Genomic DNA, 19924 nt, shown 5'->3' with positions numbered 1-19924 from the left:
ATGCCTTTAAAACAAGCAATTACAGGTGCGGAAGCGATAGCTTACGCAATGAAACAGATAAATCCAGATGTTGTTGCTGCATATCCAATTACTCCACAAACACCTGTTGTTGAGTACTTTGCCAAATACGTGGCTGATGGTGTTGTTGATACAGAAATGATTCCTGTTGAGAGTGAACACTCAGCCATGAGTGCTGTTGTTGGCGCAGCAGCTGCAGGAGCAAGGGCATTTACCGCAACTGCCGCTGTTGGTCTTGCACTTATGCACGAAGTCGTATTTATTGCCGCTTCTTTGAGACTTCCAATCGTTATGGCGGTTGCCAACAGAGCACTTTCTGGTCCAATCAACATCCACTGTGACCATAGCGATGCGATGGCAGAACGAGACAGTGGATGGATTCAACTTTGGGCAGAAAACGCTCAAGAAGCCTACGATTATACGGTAATGGCATACAGGATAGCTGAACATCCAGATGTAAGACTTCCAGTCATGGTCAATTTCGATGGATTCATAATCTCTCACGGCGTTGAAGTAGTCGAAACACTTGATGATGATGTAGTTAAAAACTTTGTTGGAAAACCCATCAAAATGTATCCATTACTTGATACATCCAAACCAGTAACATACGGTCCACTTGACCTTTATGATTATTACTTTGAACACAAGAGGCAACAGATAGAAGCAATGAAGCACGTTCCGAGAGTATTCAAAGAAGTTGCGGAAGAATTTGCAAAGATTTCTGGAAGAAAATACGACCTTCTTGACGAATTCATGGTAGAGGACGCTGAATATATAATGGTTGCTCTTGGTTCAACAGCCGGAACAATTAAACACACAATAAAGGAACTTAGAGCAGAAGGTAAGAAGGTCGGACTCGTAAAACCATGGGTCTTCAGACCTTTTGTAAAGTCCGAATTCCAAAGAGTGCTTAACGCAAGAAAAGGTGTAGTTGTTCTTGACAGGTCTGCATCCTTCGGTGCCGAAGCTCCACTCTACGAAGCAGTAAAATCAGCGCTCTATGAAGTTGCAGTAAGACCGCAGATGGGTAGCTATGTTTACGGTCTTGGTGGAAGAGACATAACTCCAGAACACATCAGACAGGCATTTGAAGATGCCTTCAAAGGCAACTTGATTGCTGATGAAGAAAGATACCTTGGATTAAGAGAATAAGGAGGTGTAATAGATGCCACTTAACGCTATAGAACTTGCAAAGTTGTTCCACGATAAAAATCCTGGAATGACACAGGGACACAGAATGTGTCCAGGATGTGCAGCTCCAAATGTTGTAAGATTTGCTCTTATGACCGCTATAGCTAAAGGATACGAACCTGTTGTTGGTCTTGCAACTGGCTGTTTGGAGGTCTCTACTACCATTTATCCTTACACATCTTGGAACGTTCCATACATTCACAACGCGTTTGAAAACGTTGCTGCAACAATAAGCGGAGTAGAGACAGCTTACAGAGCGCTTGTAAAAAAGGGAGAAATTGATAAAGATAAGAAATATGCATTCTTTGCATTTGGTGGAGATGGTGGAACATACGATATAGGATTGCAATCACTCTCCGGAGCAGTCGAAAGAGGCCACAAATTCATCTACATTGTTTACGATAACGAAGGATATATGAACACAGGTAACCAAAGGTCAGGCGCGACGCCTCCGGGTTCAGATACAACAACGGCTCCTGTTGGAAAGAAACTTCCTGGAAAACTACAGCTTAAAAAGAACCTTGTCGAGATAATGGCAGCACACGAGAATGTATACGTTGCAACAGTTTCCATTTCAGAACCTATGGATTTCATGAAGAAAATAGAGAAAGCTCTTGAATTCGATGGACCTTCGTTCATAGCAGCGTACTCACCGTGTGTTAGGTTCTGGAGAGTTAACGATGATAAGTCTGTTGAGGTTAGCAGGCTAGCAATAGAAACACTATACTGGCCACTTTACGAAGTTGAAAGAGGAGTATATCGTGTAACAAAGAAAATCACAAATCCGAAACCAGTTGCAGAATACATAAAGGCTCAGGGAAGGTTCAAACCTTTACTTTCAAGGCCAGATGCTCAGGAGATTATAGACGAACTTCAAGAATATGTTAAAATTAGGTACGAAAGGCTTCTTGCACTCGAAGAAGTGACGAAAGACAAACCAATTAGATAATGGTGATTAAAATGTAAAGAAAGCCCCGGTTAACCGGGGCTCTTTTAATTCAACTTTTACTTTTATACGAGTTTACAAATTAATTCATCGCAACTTGAGTATATCAAATGTGAATATGCAAAACACCCTGCCTCACAACTTGTTTTGTAAAGTGAACAGGATGAGCACTGTTTTGGAACAACGTGTTGTGGGTCATAGCTGTACCAAATCTCTTTAAATGGTTTCTCATTTATATTTCCCATGTAGAATTTTGGACTGTATCTGAAATGACCGCAAGGGACAACGGTTCCATCAACTAAGATAGACGCATGTGTTTTTCCTGCAGTACACTCTCCACCAAAGATATTCTCTTCTATAAATAGCTGGACGTTTCCATTGTATTCTTCCAGCTTTTCGGCAACATATTGAATTTGTTCCTTTGTCGGCATCAATAAGTCTTTGTGGAAGAATCCTCTCCCAACAGGAACGAAGCGGTCGACGTATAAGTGTGTTCCCAATCTTTCAGCAAGTTTGAGCATGTCATCGATGTATTTATAGTTCAAAGCATTCACAACGAAGAGAATAGTAACATCAAAACCTTCGTTGAGCAAATTTAGCATACCTTTCATCGTCTTCTCGAAAGTTCCCTTTCCACGTATCTTTTCATGGATTTCCGGCGTTGGACCGTCGAGTGAGACACCAATTAGCAAGCTTGGGCAAGCTAGCTTGAGCTTTCTTGCTACTTCTTTTGTTACCAACGAGGCATTGGTATTCATCATCATTTGCAACCCTTTTTTATAACCATACGAAAGTATCTCGTAGATATCCGGACGAACAAGTGGTTCTCCACCAACAATATCAAGTAACTCTGCGTTGGCTTCAACAAGCTGGTCTATAACGCTCTCTACTTGCTCAGTAGAAAGTTCATTCTTTGACTTTGGACCAGCGTTGCAATAGCAGTGGATACATTGATAATTACAAGCTGTTGTAATCTCAAACTCGATATTACGTGGCCTTTCTCGAGACATATAGAGCCTCCCTTTCGGAAAGATTTTATTTACTTTCTAGATCACATTTTAGCAAATCAAACAATTTTCAACAAGCTATTTACGATTACAATTCATTGACAGGGAGTTGATATAGAGATATTATAATATAACTTAAGGTAATATCAATTTCAACATTTCAACATTGGAGGAGGTGTTAGGTTATGAACAAAAGATACGTGAGAAGGTTCAATGTTTATATAAGCGAAATAGGATTCGGTGGCTGGCAGTTAGCTAATCCCCTTTGGGGGTCTATGACCTACGAAGAAGGTATAGAACTTGTCAGGGCAGCGTATGAAAAAGGTATAAATTTCTTTGATACAGCGCCTGGTTACTCCAATGGCTTAAGCGAAAGAATCATAGGTGAAGCTTTAAAAGATGTTCGGGAAAATGTTTTTATCAACACAAAATTCGGTCACAACGCCCTTGGTGAAACAGATTTTAGTGAAGAAGCGATAGAAAGATCAATAAACGAAAGCTTGCAAAGGCTCCAAACGACGTACATCGATAGTGTGATTCTTCACAATCCACCTCGAGAAATTCTTGAAGGCAAAACAAAGCATGAAGAAGAATTTCAAAGGATTAAACGCATGGGAAAAATACGTGGCTACGGAGTAAGTATAGACACTTTAGAAGAGCTTGAGCTTGTACTGAGCAATTGGGATGTTGATGTTATCGAAATTCTTTTCAACATCATGCACCAATCGCCGAAATATCTCTTCGACAAAGTCAAGGAAAGAGGAATTCTCTTAGCAATCAAAGTTCCATTGGATTCAGGTTGGTTGACAGGCAAGTACAATTCAAATAGTAAATTCGAAGGTATACGTGCACGCTGGAGTCAAGATGTCATTTTAAAAAGGGCAATGATAGTTGACAAAATCAAAGCTATTGTCAAAGATGAGGATTTAGTTAAATACGCTATTGGGTTTATACTAAGCTTTGATGCAGTAACGACTGTTATAACCGGTGTTAAAAATATTCAACAGCTTGAGACAAATATCAAAGCTTCTGAATTTAAACTAAGTGATGAACTGAAACGGGAATTAGAAAGATTATATGAAGAGGAAATCAAACCGCTTAACTTACCATGGTAAAGAAAATTCCAAATGCATTTAAAAAAGCCCTGATTTTTCTCAGGGCTTTTTTACTTATGCTTAATTCTGGTGGAGGCGGCGGGAATCGAACCCGCGTCCGAAAGTAAACCCTCTTTGGCATCTCCGAGCGCAGTCTGTGTTTTGATTCTCGTCAGTCAGTCGCCCACAGACAGGCTACTGACTGACCAGCCTCACTAGGTAAGGTAGCTTCAGACGTGAGGCGCATCTGAGCTACCTGGCCAGCTGGGTCACGCCCAACTACGAGGCGCTGGCCAAACCTCGTAGTGGACGGCTACCTGTTAATTAGGCAGCGAGAGGAACGTATTCGTTGGCACTTATCTTTTCCCTGCCGTTTTTTTACGAGGACGGCAGGCAACCTCGGCTCGCTTCCAAAGAGGGCTTACCCCCGTCGAGACCGTTCGCCCCCTTTGTTTTTAAACTAATACCGTTCTTTTATCTACCATATATTTAGACTTACTTTTTCACAATTTCGTTCAAAGCAGTTTGATTTACGTTATCGAAAAAACAACGCCCTTTAAAGGGCGCCCTTATCGTTTTTGGTGCCGAGGGCGGGATTTGAACCCGCACGGTCCCAATGACCGCATGGCCCTCAACCATGTGCGTCTGCCAATTCCGCCACCTCGGCATCTGTTTTCCTTTGTCATTTTCGCTATATATTATACCACACAACTCAACTTTCGTCAAGAACCCTTCTGCCTTTTTGCTTACAAGCCAAACAACTGGATATTGATTCTTTCGATAAAAAAAGAGCGCATGTGCGCTCGCACCTATCTGTTTCTGGAGCGGGTGACGGGTTTCGAACCCGCGACCCCTTGCTTGGCAAGCAAGTGCTCTACCGCTGAGCTACACCCGCTCGTTAACCTTCCCCTGGTGCGAGAGGAGGGATTTGAACCCTCACGGGATTATCAGTCCCACTGGATTCTAAGTCCAGCGCGTCTGCCAATTCCGCCACTCTCGCACCTCTCTCTGGTGACCCGGGCGGGATTCGAACCCGCGACCCCCTGATTAAAAGTCAGGTGCTCTACCTGCTGAGCTACCAGGTCACCTCTTTGGCAGCGTTGGCTTGACGTGCCGATAAACATAATACCACAAGGGTTTTTAAGTGTCAAGTGGTCTAAGAGAATTTTTTTGAAAATGTTCAACGAGAAGATTTATTTTCTGTATTCTAAGACATTAATTGTGTGATGATTGGTATAGGTTTTCGAAAATAGAGTTGACAAGTCTAAGATGCGTGATATATTTAGATTGGAAATGAAAATCATTTGCAAATTGTAAGACACATTGAGCATTAACGGGGGGTATGGAAGGTGCGGATGACTAAGAACCGAGAACAGGTTTACAAAGAAATAATAAACTCTTCCGTTCCTTTGACGGCGTATGAAGTGAGTGAGCGGCTTAAGGATATGAGCTTAACCACAGTATATCGCGCGCTTGAGTATTTGCACCAAAGTGGCTATCTAAAACGTTTTTCTCTTGATAATTACACGTACTATTACTCATCCTCTGTTCACAGACATTTTTTCAGATGTGTGAAATGTGGAAGACTGTTTCCAATAGATGAATGCCACATGGATGAGTATGAAAATTATCTCTCTGGACATTTCAAATTCAAAATCCAGGAGCATTTCGTTTTATTTAGTGGGTTATGCGAGGAATGCTATAAGAAGGAAGTATAACTGAAGAGGTGATAGTATGAAGAAACCATTAGCTATAGGGTTTGCTTTGCTGTTATTTACCTGGGTTTTTGCGTTAAACATTGTTACTACTATCAATCCGTATTATCTTATTGTTAAACAGATTGTAGGTGAGAAATCAGACGTGAGTTTGCTCATAAAACCGGGGAGTGACCCTCACACTTTTAATCCGACCATCAGTGATGTCAAAGCGCTTTCGAAGGCAGATTTGATTGTTGCGAATGGACTGGGGCTTGATAATGCGTATTTGAAAAATTATAGAAATGTGCTTTTTGTTGGCGAACGTATACCGGCAAAATATTTGGTCGAATCAGGCGAAGAAGATGGACACGATGGAAAGACATTCAATCCACACGTGTGGCTCTCTATTGATTTTTTGACAGATTACATCATTCCTACAATAAGAGACGAGTTAGTTCGGATGGATAAACAAAACGCAAAGATTTACGATAAAAATGCAGGAGTGATTATAAACTCACTAAAAGAAGTATCAAAAAAATTTGACCAACTTCTCAAGGACAAGAAAGGTGCAGTCGTTATCTTAGAGCATCCTTCTTACGTATACTTGTTTAAAAAATATGGTATACAAGTTCTTGCTTTGGAAGAAGGTCATGGGAAAGAACCTTCGGCAGGACATTTAAAGAATGTAATTGAACTGGCAAAGAAGAGTAATTTGATAGGAGTATTCGTAGGTCCGCAGTTCAAAGCCGAAGCAATAAGGGTTGTTTCAAGCGAATTGGAAAGGCAATACAAGATTCTTGACCCACTGGGAAGTAAAGCAAAAACGATATCTGACTTGTTTGAGAATGCCTATAACTCAATCAAGGAGGCAGTTTATGGCAAGTAGTTCAAATAATGAAGCTGTGGTAGTTGTAAAGAATCTCTCTGTTAAGTTCGGAGAGATAGAGGTTTTAAGGGACATAAATTTCAAAGTCTACAGAAAAGATTTTGTGGGAATTATTGGTCCTAATGGCGCTGGGAAATCTACACTTATCAGGTCTATTCTTGGGATGATACCCTACGAGGGTGAAGTCATATTAAATGGAAAAGTAGGGTACATGCCTCAGCTTTCTTCGTTTAACCGGGAGTTTCCTATTAGTGTTTATGATTTCGTCAGATTACCTGTTAGAAAAGAGAAAAATTGGAAAGTGATTGTTGACGAAACGCTGACCAAGGTAGGGCTTGAAGGGTTTGGAAAAAGGCTTGTTGGAACGCTTTCTGGCGGTCAGTATCAAAGGGCATCATTAGCGAGGGCAATTGTAGGCAAGCCTGATATTGTGATACTTGACGAGCCAGAATCTGGTGTGGACGAAATGGGAAAAGCACGTTTTTACGACCTTCTATATGAGCTGAATGAAGACCTGGGAATTACGATATTAATGGTGAGTCACGATATTGGTATGGTCTTCGAGAAATGCAAAACGGTGATGTGCCTCAATAAAACGTTGCACTGTCACGGACCAACAAAAGAGATTAAGCCAGAGGATGTTAAGAAGCTCTTTGGTGAGTTTGACATTTGGATCAGGGCTCATTCACACTATGAAGTAGAACACGTGCATGAAAATCCTGATTTCTCAAATCTGGAAGAAAAGAAATAGGGTGTGATACGATGACTTTCATTACTGATTTGATGAACTACGAATTCTTGAGAAATGCGTTGATTGCAAATGTGTTAATCTCATTTGTGACAGGTATGGTTTCACCCATTATTGTCTACAAAAGGTTGGAGTTTATAGGTGATGGACTTGCGCATGCAATCTTTGCCGGTGTTGCGTTTGCTGTTATATTTGATTTTAACGTTTTGCTCGGTTCAGTCCTGGCAACGTTGTTTTTCGCATACCTGGTATATGTATTAAGTAACGACCCAGGAATTGCTGAAAGCACAGCCATAGGTATGCTATTGCCTGTGTTTATGTCCATTGGAGTGATACTCTTTTCTAAGTCACCTCGTTACACAGCGGATGTGACGTCTTATCTATTCGGAAACATCTTGCTTATTTCCAAGCATGATATCTATTTTATGTTTTTTGTTCTTGTGTTTACTATAGTAATGCTAAGCTTGAAACATTATGAAATCTCTTACTGGCTTGCCGACGAAACAATGGCAAAATTTTATGGTATAAAAACACATATAATTAGACTTTTAGTGCTCATGCTTGTTTCAACGGTTGTTGTATCCGCTTTAAAACTTGCAGGCGTGATTGTTATGGGTGCGTTCTTAGTGTTACCCGGTGTCTTTGCGAAACAGAGGGCAAAATCGTTTAAAAATGCACTTGCTACTGCCACACTATTTAATATGACGTTTTCATTAATTGGTTTTGCTACTGCGTACTACTTTGACCTTCCACCAGGTCCAGCTATAGTTCTTTGTTTATTCTTTGCTTTCTTGTGCTCTTTATTATTAGAAAGGTTTGTATGATATGATTATCTATATTGAAAAATATTCGAAGACAAGGAACATGCAAACGCTATAAGTTTGTATGATATAATTATTTATATCGAACTCATAAAGAATAGGGGGATTCAGTATGGAGTTTGTCAACTGTAAAACAGTTAAGAAGTCTTTGCCTATATTTTTGCAAGGTGGCGAAGAAGGGGTATTGTTAATTCACGGTTTTACAGGTTCACCACATGATTTTGAATATATGGCTCATGAACTTCACAAAGCCGGGTTTACGGTTTCTGTTCCAAGACTTCCCGGACATGGCACATGTGGCAAAGATTTTCTAACAACAACTCATCATGACTGGCTAAGGAGAGTCTACGATGCCTATTACGACTTGAGTGCCATATGTAAAGAGATTTACATTGTAGGACTTTCAATGGGCGGTGTAATAGCACTTATCTTAGCTGCTCACTTAAAGCCCAAAAAACTCGTCACCCTTGCAGCTGCAACTCATACATTCGATAAGAGGATAAAATTTGCATCACTGATTTCTCTTTTCACCGAGAAAATGACACGGGAAAATGATGAAAAATATGACGACCCAGATTTGGAGTATTTAAAGGATCAGTACTGGTCATTTAATTGGCCTAAGCAGGCAGCAGAACTTTATAAACTAATGAAGATGGCAAGAAAAAGTGTACATAGAATAGTTAGCGATACTCTTGTTGTTGCAGCAAAGAACGATAATACAGTTCCACTATCTGCTGCTGAATTTATATATAAGAATATAAGCTCAGAAAAACGTAAATTGCTTGTGTTTGAAAAATCAGGGCATGTGCTTAGCAATGATGTTGAGAAAGAGGAAGTTACAAAAGCTGTTATTGAGTGGCTTAAGAGCTAACGTTTTTTTGAGTATTGTGTGTGGTCAAATAAAAATAGACAAAATTTGTCTAATTTTAACACTTAGTTAACCCTAATTCAGAGGTTATGGGCTATAATAATATTGCAAATCGAACTTGGAGGTGTTTTATATGGCATTATTACAGGAAAAGGATAGGAAGTATTTAAAGGACTTGTTCGCGAAAGAACTTAAAAACAACGTGAAGTTGATTTTCTTTCATGGAGAAGACTGTGAATACTGTGATTTAGAGAGCCAATTGCTCGACGAGGTGCAGGAACTTTCCGATAAAATCGTTGTCGAAAAGTATCACAAAGACAGTGACAAAGGTAAGGAATACAACGTTGAATTTGCACCTGCATTGATTCTCACGCTCGAAGATGGAAAAGATAGAGGTGTCAGATTCTACGGGATTCCATCGGGGCACGAGTTTGGAACGCTTATTCAAGACATAATCACATTTGGGAATGGTGCGAAACCACAGCTTTCACCGGAAACTATTGCAAAACTTCAATCACTTGACAAACCTGTGAAAATAAGCGTATTTGTTACACCAACATGTCCGTACTGTCCAAGGGCAGCACTTACAGCACACAACATGGCTCTTGCGAGCGATATGGTAACAGCTGAAGTTATTGAAGCAAATGAATTCTTTGATTTAAGCGAACAGTTTGGTGTTTCTTCGGTTCCTCACATAGCAATCAACAGAAATCCAGACAGGTTCTTTATAGGTGCTTATCCAGAACCACAGTTCTTGCAGCAAGTTCTCGATTTGGCAGACTAACCAAGATTAGGAAAAAGATACGGTTTTACAGTAGTTAAAACTTTCAGGGCACAAGCACTTGTGCCCTGAATTTTTAGAAAGCGATGCTACAGCAAAGAGTATTTAAGAGGAGGGATTAGGATGACTGGATTTGAGTTTGAAGTTGGTAGTTTTGGCTCGAATTTAAAAGATTACTACGATGTTGTAATAATAGGTGGAGGACCTGCAGGTCTTACGGCTGCTATATATGCTAGGAGAGCAGGTTTAACTGCACTTGTCATAGAAAAAGCACTTGAAGGTGGAGCAGTAACACAAACGCATGTTGTAGAAAACTGGCCCGGTGAAATAAGCATCGAAGGTCAAGCGTTAGGTCAAAAATTTGCAGAGCATGCAAAGCATTTTGGAGCGGAGTTCCATTACGCATTCGCGCAGAAAGTTTACGTGGATGGAGATTACAAAGTTGTAGAACTCGACGATGGTAACAAAGTCAAAGGACGAGTTGTTATTTTGGCAACAGGAACGGAACCAAGGAAACTCGGAGTTCCTGGTGAAGCAGAATTTAGAGGTAGAGGTGTTACTTATTGTGCCGCTTGTGATGGATATTTGTTCAAAGATAAGGATGTTGTTGTAGTTGGCGGTGGGGACAGTGCATGTGATGAGTCGCACTTCTTATCGAAAATAGTAAAGAGCATTACGATGGTTCAGAACTTACCATACCTGACAGCGGCAAAGGTATTGCAGGACAGGGTTCTGAACAACCCAAAGATTAAGGTAATAACAAATCACGTTGTGAAAGAAATTAGAGGGTCAAACAAAGTCGAAGAAGTTGTTATTGTGAATAACGAAACAAAAGAGGAACAGGTTATAAAAGCTGACGGAGTATTTATCTACGTTGGACTTGTTCCACAAACCCAAATATTTAAAGGTCTTGTTGATATGAATGACTATGGTTACATAATTACTGATGAGAACATGGAAACAAACGTTCCGGGTATCTACGCGGTTGGCGATATCAGGGTCAAAAACCTAAGGCAGATAGTTACTGCAGCAGCAGACGGTGCAATAGCTGTCGAACATGCTGCCAAGAAATACTTCTAATTTAAAAAAATAAATCTTGGGAGGTGAGACTATGGCACATGTCAAAGTAAAGATTTATACAACACCAACTTGTCCATGGTGCAGGAGAGCGAAAGAATACTTTAAGCAACTTGGGATTCCTTTCACTGAAGTCGATGTTTCCAGAGATAGAAAAGGTGCAGAAGAAATGATAAGAAAATCTGGGCAGATGGGGGTTCCAGTTATAGAAATAGGAAACCAGATAATTGTCGGTTTTGACAAAGCAAGAATCGATAGAATACTTGGAATAAGCTAAGAGCGAAGAATGTAGGGAAGGTTATCAATAGCCTTCCCTATACTTTTTTTCTTCAAGCAGTGTTTCTTTATAAAGGGGAGGTTGATTGAATGAAGTTCAGTTGTCCGTTACTGCGTTTTTTGTCAAAATTTTTCATGAAGAGATTCAAAGTCAAACCCACAGTAGTTAAAGGGAAGTGATATGTATGCTTAACCGTCTTAGAAGATTTCTAGTATTGGTTGCATTTTTTACTCTTTCAATCTCTGCTGTTACAACGTATGCCTACGAGTTTGAATTTAGAGACCTTGGTACTGCACACAAAGTAGCGAATATTGAGGGAAAAATGGTTTTGATAGCCTTTACATCTGAATCTTGTTATTACTGTAGGCTTTTTGACAAAGAGGTACTTACAAACAAACAAGTCCAGGATTTTCTAAGGGGTAACTATATATTTGTCAGAATAGAACCCGGAAACGATAAAACCTCGTTCTTAGGTAAAACCTACACTAACAACGAACTTTTTGGAGCCTTTGGTGTTCGAGGTACACCAACTTTTGTGTTTCTTAAAGACAAAACTCAAATAACACAAGTACCTGGTTATATGCCAGCGGAGAATTTCCTCAAAGCATTAAGGTTTATAGTAAAGGTTGTTGAAGAAAATTACAAAGAAAGTTTCGAAGCGTATTCTAAAAAGAAAGACGACTACAAAGGGAGACCAACGATTGTAAAAATTAAGCAAAATGATGCGCAGTTCGTTTTGAATTACGATAAGAACGCCAAGCGAGTTGATAGTATCCCAAGTAATGTTGACATAAATACGGTTTACGTAACAACAAGCGTCGAAATTGCCAACAAGCTGAAAGAAACGGGCGTAGTAAGGGTTTTGCTCGTTGAAAATCGGTAGTTTTTTGAAAGCTGGTGAGAGATATGGTCTCACTTAGTCAAACTGATGTCAGTATTTGGGTTGCTCTTGTTCATGGTTTGCTTTCATTCTTTAGTCCTTGTGTCTTGCCTCTTATTCCGGGATTCATAGGGATAGTCCTTGGCGGGGAAAAGAGATTTCAAAGACTTATTGGGTTTTTCATAGGCTTCTCTGTTATATTCAGCATGCTCGGAGGTTTTTCCTCGCTCCTTGGCACATTTTTGGCAAAATACGGTAACATTTTGGAAAAGATTATTGGAATTGGTATAATAACTCTGGGAATATTATACATGCTAGAAATCCAATTTTTCAGAGGTAAGAGTGCAAACGTTTGGAAGTTCAGAAATGCGGGTTTTGTTGGTGGACTTGTGCTTGGTGGTGCAATTGGATTTGTATGGATTCCGTGCAGTAGCCCTGTTCTTGCTTCCATATTACTCATCGCTGCGCAAAAGAGTGTGTCAAAAGGGATTTTCTTACTTTTTATTTATTCTCTTGGTATTTCCATACCATTTCTAACAATAGGTGCTGTGCTCTCAAAGGCTCTTACGGTTGGTTTTGGAAAACCGAAATGGGAGATGTGGATCAAATATATCGGTGGAGCGTTTATGATAATCCTTGGGGTTCTCATATTGCTTGGAAAAATGAAGGTTTAAAATCTTATGTTAGGAGGTTAGACTATGGCAACAGCACGTATGGATTTTTATTCTGGAATGCTTTTTTATTCCAAAACATTGTCTGGTCATGATTTGGTTATCGATTCAGACCCCTCGGCTGGTGGTCGGGATGCAGGACCAAGACCTAAAGAGTTAATGCTATATTCACTCATGGGATGTACGGGTATGGATGTTGTGTCTTTGCTAAGGAAAATGAAAGTGATTGACAAAATGGAAAGCTTTTGGATGGAGGTAGAGTACGAGCAATCACAAGACCATCCAAAAGTTTACACAAAAATTCATCTAAAATACCATTTCAAATTTAACGGTGAACCACCAAGAGAACAAGTGGAAAAAGCAGTCACACTTTCCCAAGACAAATATTGTGGTGTTTCGGCAATGTTGAAAAAGGCAGTGCCAGAATTCACTTGGGAGATTATATACGAGTAAAGCTAAACAAAAATTCTTGTCTGGAGCCATCCCTTGAGGGATGGCTTTTCTTTTTGTGCGCCTGGCATGAGTGAAAGCATTTACTCGGCTCCGGCTATATCTTCAGATGGCACTATCTACTTTGGCACTATTAGTGTTGATAATTGCTATATCATGCACTTGATTCTAATGGAACATAAAAGTGGCGTGTTAACATATGGTGTAAAATATGGTCATCTCCAACATTGAGTATGGATGGAACCGTATGTTTTGGTGGGGAAGATTGGAAGATTTAAGCCGTTCAAACGAAATATTTCGGAATAGCTGAAAATTCTTGGGCAAAGTTCAGAGGGAACTTAAGCAATACTGTTAACTTATGGGATATAGGTGTAAATGAGTGATGTTTTTTGCTTCTATCGTTATGACACGGATTTTTATTGGCACACTACTGTTGAGTTTACACTCTAAACTGTGTAAATACTAAATTCTCCCTTGAAATTCTGAGAGATTATGGTATTATATTGACTGGCAATTGATGAGTGTCTTTGAAAAAATGTAACATACTTAAACTCAGATGAAACGTTGACAAATTTGCCCCCCTCAGGTATAATAACTAACGCATAAGCGAGCCAACGTAGCTCAACCGGCTAGAGCGGCTGACTTGTAATCAGCAGGTTGAGGGTTCAAGTCCCTCCGTTGGCTCCAGCCACTGAATGTGTGGTGAGGTGCCCGAGTGGCCAAAGGGGGCGGACTGTAAATCCGCTGGCAGAATGCCTTCGAAGGTTCAAATCCTTCCCTCACCACCAGATATTTTTTTATAATATAGGAGGCTGGACGACGATGAGAGTTCAGATAGGACTCAAGTGTGAAGAGTGTGGCACAAGAAATTATTACACAACAAAAGAAAAAAGTAAGAAAGATAAACTCAGACTCAGAAAATACTGTCCAAAATGTAACAAACACACATTCCATACCGAAACGAAGGTCTAATAGTTAAAACTTAAGGTGGATTTATTAATATGACTATTTTCGCAGGGGCGTAGCTCAACTGGCAGAGCACCGGTCTCCAAAATCGGGTGTTGCGGGTTCAAGTCCTGCCGCCCCTGCCAAATTTTCTAATATTATAAAACACAACACTACCGTACCTAAATATAAAGGCTATCGGGGGAGATAACTATGGAAAAACTGAAGAAGTTCTTTAGAGAAGTTATCGCAGAAGCGAAGAAGACAACGTGGCCTAACAGAGAAGAACTCCTGGTGTCGACAGGAGTAGTTTTGTTTATTTTGGCAGTCTCGTCAATTTATCTTTTCTTAGTCGACTTGTTCTTTTCTGGAACACTTGGCGTGCTGCTTAAGAAATTTTGAGGTGAATAACTAATGAAAAAAGAATGGTACATAATTCATACCATCACAGGGTATGAAAACAAGGTTAAGGAGAACCTGGAAGCAAAAATAAAAGCACAGGGATACGAAAACATAATCCCTAATGTTGTTGTTTTGGAAGAGACCGTTATAGACACTTCGAGTAAGTCTCTTGAAAGACATATCGTAAGTCATGATGCTAAATTACATGTTAGTAACGGAATGGATGTAGAAAAAGGTGACCTGATTGCTGAAGAACCGGCTGTTAAGGTTAGGAGAGATGGAACAATAGTTGACGTTACAAACGCCAGAAGGATAGTTATTGAAACTACAGACAAGAAATTTTCAAAGACTTACGTAATCCCGGAATCTGCCAAACCTGTCTCTGGACTTCGGGTGGGTGCAAATGTATTCCAGGGAACGTTTTTGGCAGCATCGGATGAATATATCTGTGACGTAGATGGTAAGGTTGCTATAAATGAAAAGGTCAAAAAGGTAGTTGTTAGGACTATTCTTGGCGATGAAGATGTTTATATAATTCATGTTGATGTTTTCAATCCGAGTGTTTGTAAAAAGGGCGTTGTGGTTAAGGCTGGTCAAGTGTTAGCTGAGGGTAGGAAAATATATGCAAAGAGCAGTGGAAGAGTTGCTATTGTGGAGTATCCAACTAGAAAGGAGATAGTCATCCAAAAGACAAAGAAAAGAAAGCTCTATCCGGGGTATCTTTTTGTTGAGATGATAATGAACGACCATACGTGGGAATTTGTTAGAAGTACTCCATTTGTAATGGGTTTTGTTTCAGCAGGTGGAAGACCGCTCCCGTTGAAACCACAGGAAGTGCACTATATTAAGAGATTAGCAGGTCTTGAGGAAATACATCACGAAGCAAAAACGCAGATTACAAAGGTAGAATTGGAAATACAACCTGGCGATTCTGTAAAGATTATAACAGGTCCGTTTGAAGGTTTTGTTGGTGTAGTAAAAGAGGTTGACGAAGAAAAACAAGAACTCAAGGTTAATATTACCATATTTGGTAGAGAAACACCAGTTACTGTTCATGTAAGTGAAGTGGAGAAGATATAAAGGTTAATTAATAAAAGATAATTTTGCGCACATTGTGCGCAGTGGGAGGGCAAAGAGCCCGAAAATACCACAGAAAGGGAGGTAAGTTGTATGGCAAAGAAAGTAGTGGCACAGGTTAGGCTTGTGCTCGAAGCCGGAAAAGCAACGCCAGCTCCTCCAGTCGGTCCCGCATTGGGTCAAAGAGGAGTTAACTTGATGGAATTCTGTAAGAAGTTCAACGCAGTCACAGCTGATAAGGCTGGATTGCTAATACCAGTGATTGTCACCGTTTACGATGACAGGTCATTCACGTTTGTCACGAAGACTCCTCCTGCTAGCTTCTTACTGAAGAGAGCAGCGAAAATTAACTCAGGTTCGCAGGAACCAAAGAGGAAGATTGTTGGAAAAGTGACAAGGCAGCAAATCAGGGAAATTGCTGAACTCAAAATGCCAGACCTCAATGCAAACGACATTGAAGCTGCGATGAAAATAATCGAAGGAACAGCTCGCAGCATGGGTCTGGAAGTTGTAGACTGAAGCGGAAAGGAGGAGGCTCACACATGCCTAAACACTCCAAGAGGTACAATGAGGTAAGGAAACTTGTAGATAGAGAAAAGTCTTATCCACTCGATGAAGCAGTAGAGCTTGTAAAAAAGACTGCAACGGCGAAGTTCGATGAGACGGTGGAACTTCATGTAAAGACAAACATTGACTACAGAAAAAGTGAACAAAACATAAGAAGTACAATTACTCTTCCAAATGGAACGGGTAAAAGTGTAAGAGTTCTGGTCTTTGCAAAGGGAGATAAGGCGGAGGAAGCGAAACAAGCAGGTGCAGATTACGTTGGGGCAGAAGAACTTGCTGACAAAATTGCTAACGAAGGATTCTTTGATTTCGATGTTGCAATCGCAACCCCGGATATGATGAAGGTTATCGGTAAGCTTGGTAAGGTCCTTGGTCCAAGAGGATTAATGCCAAACCCAAAAACTGGAACAGTTACAGACGATGTTGCAGCTACGGTTTCTGAGTTCAAAAAGGGTAAAGTTGAAGTTAGAACAGATAAGACGGGAAATATACACATACCGGTTGGAAAAGCTTCATTTGAACCAGAAAAACTCAAAGAAAACATAAAATCCGCTTATGAACAGATTCTTGCTCTCAGACCAGCAGGTGTGAAGGGTAACTTTATAAAGAAAGCAGTTATCGCTTCCACAATGGGACCTGGAATAAAACTTGATCTCAACACTCTTGCAGAAGGCAAGAAATAAGAGTAAGAAATAGTGAACAAAGTGAATAAAAGCGGCTCGAAAGAGCCGCTTTTTTTGTTGTTTTTAATATATCATTTGTTCACCTAGTTCAGATTCAAAAGAGATAATGATGTGATAAAATTGTTTGTGGAGAAAAATATGGTTTGCATCTATATTGGGGGTGAAACTCGTGAAGAAGAGCTTTTTGGTTTTGACATTTTTGTTAACATTTATTTCTGCCCTTGCTTTGTCTGGAGTTCTCCACTTTGAACACGCCGATATAGTTTATCCAGAAGGATACGAAGAGACTGCAAAACTTGTAGGTAAGATATTTGAAAACGTTCGACAACAAGTGATTGATTTGATAGGGAATGACCCAGGAAGGATTACGATAATTCTACAAGACAAGGGAACAGTTAGTAATGGTTTTACAAATCCTTTACTCCACAAAACGATAACTTTGTACACATGGCCTCCAGAAAGCTGGATAAGCTTTGAGCTTCCGCTTGAAGATTGGTATACATATTTGATTATTCACGAGTTCACACATATGGTTCATCTCACATATCAGGATTGGTTTACAAAGCTTGTAAGTATTATTATGGGATTTCCGTATTTGCCACAGATGAATGGACCGTTTGGAGAGGGGACGACGGTATTTGCTGAAAGTTCGTTTTCTAAGAATTCTGGTAGGTTGAACAACCCTTACGTTTCCGATGGGTTATATTACTATGCCATACAAAGTTTTCCTTCTTTCACCTACAAGGAAATCATGCCGCCTGATGACTTTAGAGGTGGACAGCTTTACTATAACTTCACAGCAGGTTTCTATAAATACTTGGTTGACACTTACGGGCTTGAAAAGATGAAGAAATATATAGCGTTAACCTCCACAATTCTTCCAGATATTGAAATAGGGCTAAAGTACAAAGATAGTTTTGAAAAGGTCTTTGGTAAACCATTTGATGAGCTTTACACGGATTGGATAAGGTCGTTGATGAAGCTGAATTACTCGGAAGGGGACCTGATATATAAAGTGCCAAACACAAAGATATATAAGTTGGACCTTTTGGACGAGAAGTTAGCCGTGTATTTTGTAGAAGTTGGTCCAGCGACATCTTATGTTGGTAGTGTCAACCCAAGGCTTGTTTTCTTAAGTAAAGATGGCAAAGAACAAGGAAGTAAAACAGTAATTGCGTTAGATATTAAATACGATAAAGACAAAACTTATGTTCTTACAAAAGGTGAAAATTTTGGAAAATACGAAAACCAAATTTGGGATTTTACTTCAAATAAGCTGATAGCCAAGGGGAATATTTCTGCATTTGACGTGGACGATGGGAATGTGTATATTGCACGATACGATGCTAAGAAAATGAAAACAACAATTTCCGGGGAAAATTTGGAACTGTTGATAGATAAATACGTTACTTACATGGATGTAAATAATGGCAAGTTAGCAATGCTTACTTCTGATTATCAGATAATTGTGTACGACTTGGCTACTAAAAACACAGTTGTATTAGAAGACGATGCTATGAAAGGTCCCTATTTGAGATTTTGGGGAAATGGATTACTCTTTACAAGAGTAGATGGAAAATATGTCAATCCTTACTACTACGATTTAACCGAGGGAAAGCTTTACAAACTGGGTGAAAATCTGCTTGTGTACGATTTTGTGGTTGACAAAGACGAATTATATTACGTAAGCTACATTCCGTATTCGGTAAACACAGGAACTGGAGTCTATAGAATAAAGGCACAGAAACAAGAAGCAGATTTGGTCAGATACAAACCAGAGTTCAAGTTCCAAGACAAAAAATTTCAGTATGGTTCTGAAATTGCGTTTAGGATTCAGAAAATGACAGAACCACTCACCTGGATACCTATTTACGAATACGATATAGAAAACGATATTCGCAGGGGTTATATTATATTCACATTTGGTAATATTGAAAATGACACGTTTTTGGTCTTAACACCGGTATTTGATTTTATACTAACGGATACTTCGTTTGATATGACCTATTCTCAGTATGTGGGCTGGCTTACGATGAAGGATAATTACCAGCTATTTGTAAGCTACTACTATCCAACTAACGATTACAATCTTACTGGTATGCTTAGGCTTGGCGGATTCTCGTTGAGTCCAATAACAGATGTGTACAGTTATCTGACGTTTAGTTTCAAGACCAGGAACATAGGTTTACTCGATTCTGTTTTCAGTTTGTTCACTACAACTTCCCCAGCAGTTTATCTGAATAACATTGGATTTGGACTTTTACTTTCATCTTATGCATTTGGAATGCCATATAATGTTCAGGTTTTTGGATTGTTAAGTAATGACAAGCTTGAGGACCTTTTCAATTCCGAGAAGATTAAATCTAATTTCTTTATCGCAGGATTAGTGGATGTCGCACTTACAAAATCTACAACATTTGAAGGTAAAGTTACGCTCAACCTAAACCAGCCAGAGAAGGCTATTTATGATATGTCAATAGCCTCCACACTCTTCACGGATAATGCGTTTCTTTTTGGAAATGCCATTTACCTTAGAAATAGCGGGATTACGCTTGGTGTTACCAATCCATTGGCCGAGACTATACTCCAACATGGTATATACACTCACTTCTTTGTGGAAATGTACACACAAGGATTGAAACTTTGTCCTTCTGTTGGTGTATTTGCGCCATTTTCAGAATTAACTAAACCTGCAGGGGAAAGTCAGGAATTTTTGTTTTACTTAGGTCTCAATTCATCACCACATGGTTTTCCTTTATCTTTGTTCTCTCTAAGCCTACAGACTGAAGGGTATTAATCCTAAACTCTTTTATTCTTTTGAATCAATAAAGCGGCTCT

Annotated in this window: 21 protein-coding genes, 7 tRNA genes and 1 other RNA gene; 23 read left to right on the top strand and 6 right to left on the bottom strand. The window is 39.7% G+C overall.

The genetic code is table 11. The features are described from left to right. The gene (gene porA / locus JM64_RS08845) at positions 1 to 1170 is read left to right on the top strand and encodes a pyruvate synthase subunit PorA (RefSeq protein WP_064012301.1); all 1170 of its coding nucleotides are present in this window, start codon (positions 1 to 3) and stop codon (positions 1168 to 1170) included. Between the two features lie 13 nt (positions 1171 to 1183). Then, positions 1184 to 2158, top strand: a complete 975-nt coding sequence (locus JM64_RS08840) for a thiamine pyrophosphate-dependent enzyme (protein ID WP_064012300.1) — start codon at positions 1184 to 1186, stop codon at positions 2156 to 2158. A gap of 62 nt (positions 2159 to 2220) precedes the next feature. On the opposite strand, the gene JM64_RS08835 is transcribed toward JM64_RS08840, so the two are convergent. Further along, positions 2221 to 3165, bottom strand: coding sequence for a radical SAM protein (locus JM64_RS08835; RefSeq protein ID WP_064012299.1), 945 nt, complete (start codon positions 3163 to 3165; stop codon positions 2221 to 2223). A gap of 182 nt (positions 3166 to 3347) precedes the next feature. On the opposite strand from JM64_RS08835, the gene JM64_RS08830 reads away from it, so the two are divergent. Further along, positions 3348 to 4277, top strand: a complete 930-nt coding sequence (locus JM64_RS08830) for an aldo/keto reductase (protein WP_064012298.1) — start codon at positions 3348 to 3350, stop codon at positions 4275 to 4277. A 67-nt stretch (positions 4278 to 4344) separates the two neighbouring features. Here JM64_RS08830 and ssrA read toward each other — a convergent pair. The 5 genes from ssrA to JM64_RS08805 all read right to left on the bottom strand — a co-directional run bounded on the left by ssrA (position 4345) and on the right by JM64_RS08805 (position 5341). Next, positions 4345 to 4704: a transfer-messenger RNA gene (gene ssrA, locus JM64_RS08825) on the bottom strand. A gap of 131 nt (positions 4705 to 4835) precedes the next feature. Then, positions 4836 to 4923: transfer RNA gene (locus JM64_RS08820), tRNA-Leu, on the bottom strand. Between the two features lie 153 nt (positions 4924 to 5076). Next, positions 5077 to 5151, bottom strand: a tRNA-Gly gene (locus JM64_RS08815). 15 nt (positions 5152 to 5166) lie between these two features. Then, a tRNA-Leu gene (locus JM64_RS08810) sits at positions 5167 to 5256 on the bottom strand. Positions 5257 to 5265: 9 nt separating this feature from the next. Then, positions 5266 to 5341 (bottom strand) — tRNA-Lys (locus JM64_RS08805). Between the two features lie 270 nt (positions 5342 to 5611). On the opposite strand from JM64_RS08805, the gene JM64_RS08800 reads away from it, so the two are divergent. From JM64_RS08800 to JM64_RS08705, 20 genes are all read left to right on the top strand, one after another. After that, positions 5612 to 5974 carry a Fur family transcriptional regulator gene (locus JM64_RS08800; protein WP_231882501.1) on the top strand — a complete coding sequence of 121 codons (363 nt, stop codon included), beginning with the start codon at positions 5612 to 5614 and terminating at the stop codon, positions 5972 to 5974. A gap of 16 nt (positions 5975 to 5990) precedes the next feature. Beyond that, positions 5991 to 6839 carry a metal ABC transporter substrate-binding protein gene (locus JM64_RS08795; RefSeq protein ID WP_064012296.1) on the top strand — a complete coding sequence of 283 codons (849 nt, stop codon included), beginning with the start codon at positions 5991 to 5993 and terminating at the stop codon, positions 6837 to 6839. Further along, entirely contained in the window at positions 6829 to 7590 is a 762-nt protein-coding gene (locus tag JM64_RS08790) for a metal ABC transporter ATP-binding protein (protein WP_064012295.1), read from the top strand. Before JM64_RS08795 ends, JM64_RS08790 begins: the two co-directional genes overlap by 11 nt. An 11-nt stretch (positions 7591 to 7601) precedes the next feature. Further along, on the top strand, positions 7602 to 8411 hold the full coding sequence (locus JM64_RS08785; protein WP_064012294.1) for a metal ABC transporter permease: 810 nt from the start codon (positions 7602 to 7604) through the stop codon (positions 8409 to 8411). Positions 8412 to 8520: 109 nt separating this feature from the next. Further along, the gene (locus JM64_RS08780) at positions 8521 to 9279 is read left to right on the top strand and encodes an alpha/beta hydrolase (protein ID WP_064012293.1); all 759 of its coding nucleotides are present in this window, start codon (positions 8521 to 8523) and stop codon (positions 9277 to 9279) included. Between the two features lie 130 nt (positions 9280 to 9409). Next, positions 9410 to 10060, top strand: a complete 651-nt coding sequence (pdo, locus tag JM64_RS08775; RefSeq protein ID WP_064012292.1) for a protein disulfide oxidoreductase — start codon at positions 9410 to 9412, stop codon at positions 10058 to 10060. 120 nt (positions 10061 to 10180) lie between these two features. After that, positions 10181 to 11137, top strand: coding sequence for a thioredoxin-disulfide reductase (gene trxB, locus JM64_RS08770; protein WP_064012291.1), 957 nt, complete (start codon positions 10181 to 10183; stop codon positions 11135 to 11137). 31 nt (positions 11138 to 11168) lie between these two features. After that, positions 11169 to 11411, top strand: a complete 243-nt coding sequence (locus JM64_RS08765; protein ID WP_064012290.1) for a glutaredoxin family protein — start codon at positions 11169 to 11171, stop codon at positions 11409 to 11411. A gap of 184 nt (positions 11412 to 11595) precedes the next feature. Next, positions 11596 to 12294, top strand: coding sequence for a thioredoxin family protein (locus JM64_RS08760; protein WP_064012289.1), 699 nt, complete (start codon positions 11596 to 11598; stop codon positions 12292 to 12294). A 23-nt stretch (positions 12295 to 12317) separates the two neighbouring features. Next, positions 12318 to 12965 (top strand): cytochrome c biogenesis CcdA family protein, encoded by a 648-nt coding sequence (locus tag JM64_RS08755; protein WP_064012288.1) that lies wholly within the window; start codon positions 12318 to 12320, stop codon positions 12963 to 12965. Between the two features lie 24 nt (positions 12966 to 12989). Next, positions 12990 to 13415 (top strand): OsmC family protein, encoded by a 426-nt coding sequence (locus JM64_RS08750; protein WP_064012287.1) that lies wholly within the window; start codon positions 12990 to 12992, stop codon positions 13413 to 13415. Positions 13416 to 14022: 607 nt separating this feature from the next. Further along, positions 14023 to 14099, top strand: a tRNA-Thr gene (locus tag JM64_RS08745). Positions 14100 to 14113: 14 nt separating this feature from the next. Further along, positions 14114 to 14200, top strand: a tRNA-Tyr gene (locus tag JM64_RS08740). A 34-nt stretch (positions 14201 to 14234) separates the two neighbouring features. Then, entirely contained in the window at positions 14235 to 14384 is a 150-nt protein-coding gene (gene rpmG / locus JM64_RS08735) for a 50S ribosomal protein L33 (protein ID WP_014451713.1), read from the top strand. A 43-nt stretch (positions 14385 to 14427) separates the two neighbouring features. Further along, positions 14428 to 14503 (top strand) — tRNA-Trp (locus tag JM64_RS08730). Between the two features lie 67 nt (positions 14504 to 14570). Then, positions 14571 to 14759, top strand: a complete 189-nt coding sequence (gene secE / locus JM64_RS08725) for a preprotein translocase subunit SecE (protein WP_064012286.1) — start codon at positions 14571 to 14573, stop codon at positions 14757 to 14759. A 12-nt stretch (positions 14760 to 14771) separates the two neighbouring features. After that, positions 14772 to 15839: a transcription termination/antitermination protein NusG gene (nusG, locus tag JM64_RS08720; RefSeq protein WP_064012285.1), complete on the top strand. Its 1068-nt coding sequence runs from the start codon at positions 14772 to 14774 to the stop codon at positions 15837 to 15839. Between the two features lie 90 nt (positions 15840 to 15929). Beyond that, positions 15930 to 16355, top strand: a complete 426-nt coding sequence (gene rplK / locus JM64_RS08715; RefSeq protein WP_064012284.1) for a 50S ribosomal protein L11 — start codon at positions 15930 to 15932, stop codon at positions 16353 to 16355. A gap of 23 nt (positions 16356 to 16378) precedes the next feature. Then, positions 16379 to 17086 (top strand): 50S ribosomal protein L1, encoded by a 708-nt coding sequence (gene rplA, locus JM64_RS08710; RefSeq protein ID WP_064012283.1) that lies wholly within the window; start codon positions 16379 to 16381, stop codon positions 17084 to 17086. A gap of 169 nt (positions 17087 to 17255) precedes the next feature. Further along, on the top strand, positions 17256 to 19883 hold the full coding sequence (locus JM64_RS08705; RefSeq protein WP_231882370.1) for a hypothetical protein: 2628 nt from the start codon (positions 17256 to 17258) through the stop codon (positions 19881 to 19883). Positions 19884 to 19924: the final 41 nt, after the last annotated feature.

The sequence above is a fragment of the Fervidobacterium pennivorans genome, from assembly GCF_001644665.1.
Classification (GTDB): Bacteria; Thermotogota; Thermotogae; order Thermotogales; family Fervidobacteriaceae; genus Fervidobacterium; species Fervidobacterium ngatamarikiense.
This window is presented reverse-complemented; position numbering and strand designations above follow the sequence as displayed.